This window comes from Roseicyclus sp., from assembly GCF_052168335.1.
Taxonomy (GTDB): Bacteria; Pseudomonadota; Alphaproteobacteria; order Rhodobacterales; family Rhodobacteraceae; genus Roseibacterium.
The window spans coordinates 1-9,265 of sequence record NZ_JBQLZP010000399.1 but is presented as its reverse complement, the minus strand read 5'-3'; the positions used below and the strand labels follow the sequence as shown (position 1 = coordinate 9,265).

Below are 9,265 nucleotides of genomic sequence, written 5' to 3'. Positions count from 1 at the left end.
GCCGCGTCGCGCGGCCCCGTCCTTTCCAGACAGCCGGGCCCCTCCATGTCGCTTCTCACGCTCCTCAGTATCGTCCTCGTCATGGGTGCGGTCGGCTACGTCCTCGGGCGCCGGAAGGCCATCGCCAGCGCCGGCGGCGACTCCCGCCGCCTGCATTCGCTGCCCGGCTACTACGGCACCAACGCGCTGATCCTCACCGTCGTGCCCGCGCTGCTCGTGATGGCGGTCTGGCTGATCGTGCAGCCGCTCGTGATCGAGCGCAGCGTCACCGGCATGATCCCGGACAGCGAGATCTCCGAGATGGGCTCGCGCGGGCTGGTGATGACCGAGGTGCGGCGCCTCGCCGAGGGGATCGAGACCGCCATCGAGCGCGGCGCGCTGACGCGGGAGGAGGCGCGCAACCTCCGCACCGAACTGACCGACATCCGCGGCCGGCTGGGCGAAGTCGGCGTGGCGCTCGGCACCGACGTATCGGCCCCCGTCCTGCGCGCGGCGCAGGAATACCGCGCACTGACCAGCACCGCACGCACTGCGATGTCCGTGGCCGTCCTGGTGCTTGCGGCGCTCGGCCTCGGCTACGCGTATGCGCGCTCGCACCACGAGTTTCGCGCCCGCAACTCCGTGGAATACGCGATCCTCGCGATCCTGATGCTGGCCTCGACCATCGCGATCCTGACCACGGTCGGCATCGTGTTCTCGATGCTCTTCGAGACGTTCAACTTCTTCGATCTCTACCCCTGGCGGGAGTTCTTCTTCGGCCTCGAGTGGCGCCCGAGCTTCGAGGGCAACTCGGACCTCGGCCTCATCCCGCTGCTGTGGGGGACGCTCTACGTCTCGTTCATCGCGCTCCTCGTCGCGGTTCCCATCGGACTCTTCTCGGCGGTCTACATGGCGGAATACGCGTCCAAGCGCGTGCGCTCGGTCGCCAAGCCCCTGATCGAGATTCTCGCGGGCATCCCGACCATCGTCTACGGCCTCTTCGCGCTCATCACCGTCGGCCCGCTCCTGCGCGACTACTTCGCCGAGCCGCTGGGCCTCGGGTCCTCGTCGTCGAGGGTGATGACGGGGGGCGTGGTGATGGGCATCATGCTCATTCCCTTCGTCTCCTCGCTGTCGGACGACATCATCAACGCGGTGCCGCAATCGCTGCGCGACGGCTCCTACGGGCTCGGCGCGACGCAGTCCGAGACGGTCAAGCAGGTGATCCTGCCCGCCGCGCTGCCCGGCATCGTCGGCGCGGTGCTGCTCGCGGCCTCGCGCGCGATCGGGGAGACGATGATCGTGGTGCTGGGCGCGGGGGCGGCGGCGAAGCTCAGCCTCAATCCGTTCGAGGCGATGACGACCGTGACCGTCAAGATCGTGGGCCAGCTCACCGGCGACACGAACTTCGAGAGCCCCGAGGCGCTGGTGGCCTTCGCGCTGGGCCTGACGCTCTTCGTCATCACGCTCGGGCTCAACGTCCTCGCGCTCTACATCGTCCGCAAGTACCGGGAACAGTACGAATGACCGACGCGACCCTCACCGACGCGCCCCGGCCGCAGAGGGCGGGTTCGCTCCTCGCGCAGGACGAGCGCACGCGCCGCCGCAACCGCTCCGAGGCGCGCTTCCGGGCCTACGGCGTGGCCGCCGTCAGCGTGGGCATCATCGCGCTGATCCTGCTCCTGATCTCGATCCTGTCGAACGGCCTCAGCTCGTTCCGGCAGACCTACATCAGCTTTCCGGTGACGCTGACGGCCGAACGGCTCGACCCGCAGGGCAACCGCGACCCCGCCGAGATGGCGAGCGTCACGACCTTCGGCTACCTGCCGATCCTCGCCCAGGGCTTCGCCGAGCATGTCGAGGCGCTGGGGATCGAGCACGACATGTCGATCCAGACCCTCGCCCGCATGATCTCGGAGGAGGCGCCGGCGCAGCTCCGCAACCGCGTCCTGGCGAACCCCGGGCTCGTCGGCGAGACGATCGAGGTGCAGGTCCTGGCGGGCGGGCGGATCGACGGCTACTTCAAGGGCCGCGTCACCATGGCCTCGGCCGAGCGTGACAGCAACGTGACGCCCGAGCAGCTCGTCCTGGCGCAGGCGCTGGCCGACACGGGCCACATCGAGACACGGTTCAACTTCAACTTCGTCACCTCGCCCGACGCCTCCGACACGCGTCCCGAGGCGGCGGGCCTCGGCGTCGCGATCATCGGCTCGTTCTACATGATGCTGGTGGTCCTCGCGCTGGCGCTGCCCATCGGGGTCGCCGCCTCGATCTACCTCGAGGAATTCGCGCCGAAGAACCGCTTCACCGACCTCATCGAGGTGAACATCTCGAACCTCGCGGCCGTGCCCTCGATCGTGTTCGGCATCCTCGGCCTCGCGATCTTCATCAACTTCGCGGGCCTGCCGCAGTCCGCGCCCATCGTGGGCGGCCTCGTCCTCACGCTGATGACGCTGCCCACCATCATCATCGCGACGCGCGCCTCGCTTCGCGCGGTGCCGCCCTCGATCCGGCAGGCGGCGCTCGGGCTGGGGGCCTCGAAGATGCAGAGCGTGTTCCACCACGTCCTGCCGCTGGCCGCGCCCGGCATCCTGACCGGCACGATCATCGGCCTCGCGCAGGCGCTTGGCGAGACCGCGCCGCTGCTCCTCATCGGGATGGTGGCCTTCGTGCGCGAATATCCCGACGCGCCGCTCGACGGGCTGTTCGATCCGGCCTCGGCGCTGCCGGTGCAGGTCTACCAGTGGACGCAGCGCTCCGACCCCGCCTTCGTCGAGCGGGCCTCGGGCGCGATCATCGTGCTCCTGGTATTCCTGATCGTCATGAACGCCATCGCCGTCCTGCTGCGGCGCCGGTTCGAGCGCAGGTGGTGAGCCCCATGGAGGATACCGATATGAACGACATGCAGATCACGGGGCGGAACGTGGACAACCTCGACACCAAGATGCAGGCGCGCGGCGTGGACGTGTTCTATGGCGACACCCACGCGATCAAGAAGGTGGACGTCGACATCCTCGACAACACGGTGACGGCCTTCATCGGCCCCTCGGGCTGCGGCAAGTCCACCTTCCTGCGCTGCCTCAACCGGATGAACGACACGATCGACATCGCCCGCATCGAGGGCGAGATCACGCTCGACGGCGAGGACATCTACGACAAGCGCGTGGACCCGGTGCAGCTCCGCGCCAAGGTCGGCATGGTGTTCCAGAAGCCGAACCCGTTCCCCAAGTCGATCTACGACAACGTGGCCTACGGGCCGCGCATCCACGGGCTCGCGCGGACCAAGGCGGACCTCGACGAGATCGTGGAGAAGTCGCTCCGCCGCGCCGCGCTCTGGGACGAGGCGAAGGATCGTCTCGCCTCGCCCGGCACCGGCCTCTCGGGCGGCCAGCAGCAGCGCCTGTGCATCGCGCGCGCCGTGGCCACGAACCCGGAGGTCCTGCTGATGGACGAGCCCTGCTCGGCGCTCGACCCGATCGCGACGGCGCAGGTGGAGGAGCTGATCGACGAGCTGCGCTCGCGCTTCTCGGTGGTGATCGTGACCCATTCGATGCAGCAGGCCGCCCGCGTCAGCCAGAAGACGGCCTTCTTCCATCTCGGGGAGCTCGTCGAATACGGCGACACGTCCAAGATCTTCACCAATCCCGACGATCCCCGCACCGAGAGCTACATCACCGGCCGGATCGGCTGAGCCCAGATTTCAGGACAAGCTTCATCATGGCCCCCACCGAACACATCGTCTCCTCCTTCGACCGCGATCTCGAGGGCATCCAGGCCCGGATCATGCGGATGGGCGGCCTCGTGGAGGACGCCATCGCCAAGGCCGCGCTGGCCTTCGAGAGCCGCGATCCCGAGCTCGCGCGCGAGGTGCGCCAGGGCGATGCGGCCATCGACGCGCTCGACGACCAGATCAACGAGGAGGCGGCGCGCATCATCGCGCAGCGCCAGCCCATCGCGTCCGACCTGCGCACCGTCCTGTCGGTCTTCCGCATCTCCAACAACCTCGAGCGGATCGGCGACTACGCCAAGAACATCGCCAAGCGCTCCGAGGCGATCATGGACCAGCCACCCGTGAACGGGACCGGCGCCTCGCTCCGGCGGATGGCGCGGCAGGTGGAGCTGATGCTGAAGGACGTGCTCGACGCCTACATCCAGCACGACGCCGACAAGGCGCGCGACGTGCGCGAGCGCGACCTCGAGGTGGACCAGATGTATTCCGCGCTGTTCCGCGAGTACCTGACCTTCATGATGGAGGACCCGCGCAACATCACCACCTGCATGCACCTGCACTTCATGGCCAAGAACATCGAGCGGATGGGCGACCACGCCACCTCGATCGCCGAGCAGGTCATCTACATGGTGACGGGCGACGCCCCCGACGAGGAGCGGCCCAAGCACACGACCGTGCCCACGCTGGGCGACGGGTCGTAAGGGGCGGAGGGTCGGATGGCCGGCGAGCCCCTGGTTCTCGTGGTCGAGGACGAACCCGCGCAGCGCGAGGTCCTCGCCTACAACATCCGCGCCGAAGGCTACGAGGTCGTCACCGCCGAGGCGGGCGACGAGGCGCTCGTCCTCGTGCGCGAGACGCCGCCCGACGTCATCATCCTCGACTGGATGCTGCCGAACGTCTCGGGGATCGAGGTCTGCCGCCAGCTCAAGATGTCGGGCGAGACCGCGCGCATTCCCGTCATCATGCTCTCCGCCCGGTCCGAGGAGACCGACAAGATCCGCGGCCTCGAGACCGGCGCCGACGACTACATCGTGAAGCCCTACTCCATCGCCGAGCTTCTGGCGCGTCTGCGCACGCAGCTCCGCCGCATCCGCCCCGCGGCGGTGGGCGAGCGGCTGGAGTTCGAGGACATCGTCGTCGATCTCGCCGAGCACCGCGTCTATCGCGACGGGATCAGCCTCAGCCTCGGGCCGACCGAGTTCCGCCTCCTGACCGCGTTCATGGAGCGGCCGGGCCGGGTCTGGAGCCGCGAGCAACTGCTCGACCGGGTCTGGGGCCGCGACATCTACGTGGACAGCCGCACGGTGGACGTCCACGTCGGACGCCTGCGCAAGGCCCTCAGGGCCGCCGACGCGGGCGACCCGATCCGGACCGTCCGCGGTGCCGGCTACGCGCTTGGCTGAGCCCGGAGGGGCCATCCTCGATCTCGCGGCGGAGGACATCCTCCCCCGCGCCGCTCCGGTGAACTGCGTGGCCGACGTCTCGTCGCCCGAGGTGGTGGCGCTGGTTGCGCGCCTCGGCCCCTGGATGCCGAACCTCAGGAGTTGCGCCACCCGCGCCGAGCTTCGGGAGGCTGTAGAGCTTCACCGCCCCGACGTCGCCATCCTCGGCCGCGACTTCGACGCGGCGGCGCTCGGCGAGCTCGCCGCCCATGTCAGGACCGCGCGGATCGGCGTGGTCGTGCTTCAGCCGCTCCGCGAGGCGTTGGCGCGTTTCGACGGCGTGCCGCCCGTCGCGGAGGTCGAGCCCATCGACCCCGCCGCCGGGCTGCCGGAAGTGGTCCTGCGGCTCCGCGCGCTCTTGCGGCGCTGCCGGCCGCTCGCCCTGTCGGAGCGGCGCAGCATCGGGGACCTCGTGCTCGACGAGGGGGCGCTGACCCTCTCGGCGGGCGCGGACACGGCGCCGTTGACGCTCGACGGCTTCCGGCTGCTCGGGCCGATGTGCGACCTGCCGGACCACGTCTGGCGGCGCGAGGAGCTGCTGACCGTCGCCTACGGCGCGATGACCCGGAACAACCCTCGCGTCGTCGACGTGAAACTCAACCGGACGCGCCGCAAGCTCCTCGCCGCGCTCGGCCGCGATCCCGTCCGCACGGTGCGCGGCGTGGGCTATACCCTGGGCTGAGCCGGTGACGGGTATTCTCGACCTCGAGGCGGACGACATCCTTCCGCGGGCCGCCCCGGTCCACTGCGTGGCCGACGTCTCGTCGCCGGAGGTCGCGTCGCTCGTCGCGCGCCTCGGTCCATGGATGCCGAACCTCCAGAGCTGCGCCGCACGCGCCGCGCTCGGCGCAGCGGTGGAGGTTCACCGCCCCGACGTCGCGATCCTGGGCCGCGACTTCGGCGCGGATGTGTTCGACACGCTCGCACGGCATGTCCGGACGACGAAGATCGGTATCGTGGTGCTCCAGCCGCTCCGCGAGGCGTCGCCTCGGTTCGCTGCCCTGCCGTCAGGGGCAACCGCGATCGCGGAGGTCGAGCCCATCGACCCCGCCGCCGGGCTGACGGAGGTGGTGCTGCGGCTCCGGGCGCTCGTCCGTCGCTGCCGTCCGCTGGCCCTCTCCCAGCGGCGCGGCGTCGGAGACCTCCTGCTGGACGAGGCCGCGTTGACGCTCAGCATGGGCGCCGCTTCGGCGCCGATCGGCCTCAACGACTTCCGCATCCTCGGGCCGATGTTCGACCTGCCGGACCACGTCTGGCGGCGCGAGGAACTGCTGACCATCGCATTCGGGTCGATGGCCTCGCAGAATGCCCGCTTCGTCGACATCTACGTCAGTCGCACGAGGAGGAAGCTCGTTGGCGCCCTGGGTCGCGATCCGGTCCGGACGGTGCGCGGCGTGGGTTACCAGCTCGCGTTCCTGCCCTGAGCGGCCACACCCCCGGCGATCCGGCTCAGGCCGATGGAGGAGCGCGAGGCGGCGCGCGACGGCCACGTCTGCCTGCGGATGAGGGCCGTTCGAAGCCGGGGCCCCGCACCGGCAGGGCCCTGCAAGAGCCGCACGGTCGGCGATGGCAGCTTGAGCCTCGATTGCGCGCCGTCAATGCAGCGGGTCCGGGCGTGACGGAGCCTCGGGGGCAGGGATCGCAGATCCCGTCCCACTTCACGAGGAGGCCCAGATGCCAGATAGCCTGTTCCGCCATTCCGCACTCGTCTCGGCCGCCGTCGCCGCAGTCGGAGGCCTCATGGGCCCGCCCGCCCTTGCCGACGAGACGGGACGGACCGAGTACATGTACGCCTGTTCCGCCTGCCACGGCGAGAGCGGGCTCGGGGACGGTCCCGTCGCGCGCTACATGAACGTCGAGACGCCCTCGCTGACGACGCTCGCCGCGGCGCATGACGGTGTCTTTCCGCTCCTCGAGGTCATCCAGGTGATCGACGGGCGCACCGGCGTCGGCCCGCACGGGACGGCCATGCCGGTCTGGGGCGACCGCTTCATGGCGAGCGCCATCGAGGACAGCGGCCGCTACGGCGCGGAGATCATCGTGCGGGGGCGCATCCTGTCGATCGCGCGGTATCTCGAGTCGATCCAGGAATGAGGTGCCGCTCCGCGCCCCTGCCGGCGTGGAGCGGGAGCGGGGCGGCGGCGCGACGGGACACCGCGCGCCGCCGGGGCTTCGGGCCTCAGGGAGCTTCGGCTGCGGCGATCGCGCCTGCGGCAGCGTCGCCCGGAGCAGGGCACTGCCGCACCGGGTCGGCGCCCGGAGGCGGGCATGGCACCGCGTCGAGGCCGGCGAGCGCGGTCAGCTCGGCCAGATCGCGGATGCGGTAGCGTCCCGCATCCAGCGTCTCGACCGCGCCGATGCCGGAAAGCCATGCGAGCACCCGGCAGATCGTCTCGACCGTGGTGCCGGCCATGTCCGCCCAGTCGCGGCGCGAGACCTCGATGCCGACGATGGCGCCGCCCCCGGGCAGGAACTCGGTCGGCATGATCTCGCAGGCCAGCAGCATGAAGGCGATGACCCGCTCGCGGCTGTGGAGCGCGCCGCGGCGCCAGATCTGCTCGAGGAGGCGGCCATGCTGCCGCGAGACCTCCCTGAGGATCCCGAGATGGAGGCTTGCGTCGCGCTCGGCCGCATGGCGGAGGGCGCGGGCGTCGAAGACGCACATCTCCACGTCCGTGGCCGCCGATACGGCGTAGGACGGTCCCGCCGCCGTCCAGTCGCCGACGAGGTCGCCCGGTGTCGAGAGCACGAGGACGTTGCGCCGCCCGTCCTGCATCATCCGTTCCGTGCGCAGGTAGCCGTTGCGCAGGATGCCGGTCAGCCGGGGCGTGCCGCTCTCGTCCTGGACCACCGCCCCGCGGCGGAGGCGCCGAAGGCGCGGCGCCGTGCGGGTCAGTCCCGACGCGGACAGGGCGGCGCAGAGGTCGCGCGTCCGCAGGCGGCAGCCGGTGCAGGCCGCAACCGCCCCCTCGTTCCTCACATGTATCATCGCGCCCCCTTTCGGTTCACTCCGCGGCCCGGTGCGACCGGATGAGGTCGAGCACCTTCGTCCTGAGGTCGCGCTCGGGCAGCGGCACGAGGTTCATCGGCAGCTCGAGGAACACCGTCGTCAGGACGCTTTGCGGCAACTCCTCGCGCAGGACGCCGAGCATCCGCGCCTCCGCCATGACGGCGAGCCTCTCGAAGTCTCCCGCGCGCCGGTGCCGCTCGAGAAAGAGGCCGGTGTCCTGTGCGAAATCCTGCATGTCGCGCAGGATGACGTCGCCGCCGGGTTCCATCGCCGAGCGCCGCCCGCCGCCCGCCGACGCGAAGCTTCGGCCGGGCTTGTCTGCCATGATGTCGCGCAGGTGCGGCGAGCGGGCCTGGCTGACCAGTTCGATCGGCTCCTCGCCCTCCGCGCTCTCGAGACCCCGCAGGATGCGTGCGCGCATCCCGCTCATCACCAGCGCCCAAGTCTTCCGACCCCTCATGCTCTCCTCCCCCAGACGGCACGGGCCCACATCGGAAGGAAAACGCGAGCGGGGACGGATTTCATTGACGATGCGCAATGTTTCAGGAGGAATGGTGGAGCGCGCGCGATGCGCCGGGTGATCACGCGCCGCCGCGGCGGCGTCCCGTCAGGTGGCGGGACGCTTCGGCGCCGGCCTTTCGAGGGGGCAGGCATGGCGAAACCGAAACGGCCGAAAGCACCGCCGCCGGACCAGTCCGTGCCCCGCCGTGACGTGTCGTGCAGCCTCGCGCCCTGGGCCGAGCTCGCCGCCCTGCCGGAGCCGCTGCGGGCGGAGCTCAGAAGCCTCTGCCGGATGCGCCGCTACCGCGCCGGCGAGACGGTCCAGCGCTCGGGCGTCCCGTCCGATCTCGTGGGCATCGTGGCCTCGGGTATCCTCAAGATGGAGAAGACGCTGCCGGACGGGCGGCAGCATGTCGTCGGGCTGCTGGCCACGGGCGACGTCTTCGGGCGGGTTTTCGACGGCCCCTCGCACTTCGCCATCGAAGCGGCGACCGGCGCCGAGATCTCCGCCTTTCCGCGCCGGGCCTTCGAGGCGATCCTCGCCCGCTGGCCCGACCTCGACCGGCTGATGATGATCCAGTTCCTGAACGAGCTCGACCGGGC

11 protein-coding genes are annotated in these 9,265 nt (G+C 70.3%); 9 read left to right on the top strand and 2 right to left on the bottom strand.

What is annotated here, in order from left to right; genetic code table 11:
• Positions 1–45 precede the first annotated feature (45 nt).
• From pstC to ACTS11_RS12180, 8 genes are all read left to right on the top strand, one after another.
• Positions 46–1,506 (top strand): phosphate ABC transporter permease subunit PstC, encoded by a 1,461-nt coding sequence (gene pstC / locus ACTS11_RS12215; protein WP_442640590.1) that lies wholly within the window; start codon positions 46–48, stop codon positions 1,504–1,506.
• Positions 1,503–2,852, top strand: coding sequence for a phosphate ABC transporter permease PstA (gene pstA, locus ACTS11_RS12210; RefSeq protein WP_442640588.1), 1,350 nt, complete (start codon positions 1,503–1,505; stop codon positions 2,850–2,852). Before pstC ends, pstA begins: the two co-directional genes overlap by 4 nt.
• A 29-nt stretch (positions 2,853–2,881) precedes the next feature.
• Positions 2,882–3,670: a phosphate ABC transporter ATP-binding protein PstB gene (pstB, locus tag ACTS11_RS12205; protein WP_442640589.1), complete on the top strand. Its 789-nt coding sequence runs from the start codon at positions 2,882–2,884 to the stop codon at positions 3,668–3,670.
• A 26-nt stretch (positions 3,671–3,696) separates the two neighbouring features.
• Entirely contained in the window at positions 3,697–4,410 is a 714-nt protein-coding gene (gene phoU, locus ACTS11_RS12200; protein WP_442640587.1) for a phosphate signaling complex protein PhoU, read from the top strand.
• Between the two features lie 15 nt (positions 4,411–4,425).
• Positions 4,426–5,112: a phosphate regulon transcriptional regulator PhoB gene (gene phoB, locus ACTS11_RS12195; RefSeq protein WP_442640586.1), complete on the top strand. Its 687-nt coding sequence runs from the start codon at positions 4,426–4,428 to the stop codon at positions 5,110–5,112.
• Entirely contained in the window at positions 5,105–5,833 is a 729-nt protein-coding gene (locus ACTS11_RS12190) for a winged helix-turn-helix domain-containing protein (RefSeq protein WP_442640585.1), read from the top strand. The genes phoB and ACTS11_RS12190 overlap by 8 nt, the downstream gene beginning before the upstream one ends.
• A 4-nt stretch (positions 5,834–5,837) precedes the next feature.
• The gene (locus ACTS11_RS12185) at positions 5,838–6,575 is read left to right on the top strand and encodes a winged helix-turn-helix domain-containing protein (RefSeq protein ID WP_442640584.1); all 738 of its coding nucleotides are present in this window, start codon (positions 5,838–5,840) and stop codon (positions 6,573–6,575) included.
• Between the two features lie 250 nt (positions 6,576–6,825).
• Positions 6,826–7,245 carry a c-type cytochrome gene (locus ACTS11_RS12180; RefSeq protein WP_442640583.1) on the top strand — a complete coding sequence of 140 codons (420 nt, stop codon included), beginning with the start codon at positions 6,826–6,828 and terminating at the stop codon, positions 7,243–7,245.
• A gap of 85 nt (positions 7,246–7,330) precedes the next feature.
• Here ACTS11_RS12180 and ACTS11_RS12175 read toward each other — a convergent pair whose 3' ends face one another.
• Positions 7,331–8,140 carry a Crp/Fnr family transcriptional regulator gene (locus tag ACTS11_RS12175; protein WP_442640582.1) on the bottom strand — a complete coding sequence of 270 codons (810 nt, stop codon included), beginning with the start codon at positions 8,138–8,140 and terminating at the stop codon, positions 7,331–7,333.
• A 16-nt stretch (positions 8,141–8,156) separates the two neighbouring features.
• Positions 8,157–8,621, bottom strand: coding sequence for a host attachment protein (locus ACTS11_RS12170; RefSeq protein WP_442640581.1), 465 nt, complete (start codon positions 8,619–8,621; stop codon positions 8,157–8,159).
• 192 nt (positions 8,622–8,813) lie between these two features.
• Here ACTS11_RS12170 and ACTS11_RS12165 point away from each other — a divergent pair.
• On the top strand, positions 8,814–9,265 hold a 452-nt coding region (locus ACTS11_RS12165; protein ID WP_442640580.1), incomplete at its 3' end, for a Crp/Fnr family transcriptional regulator.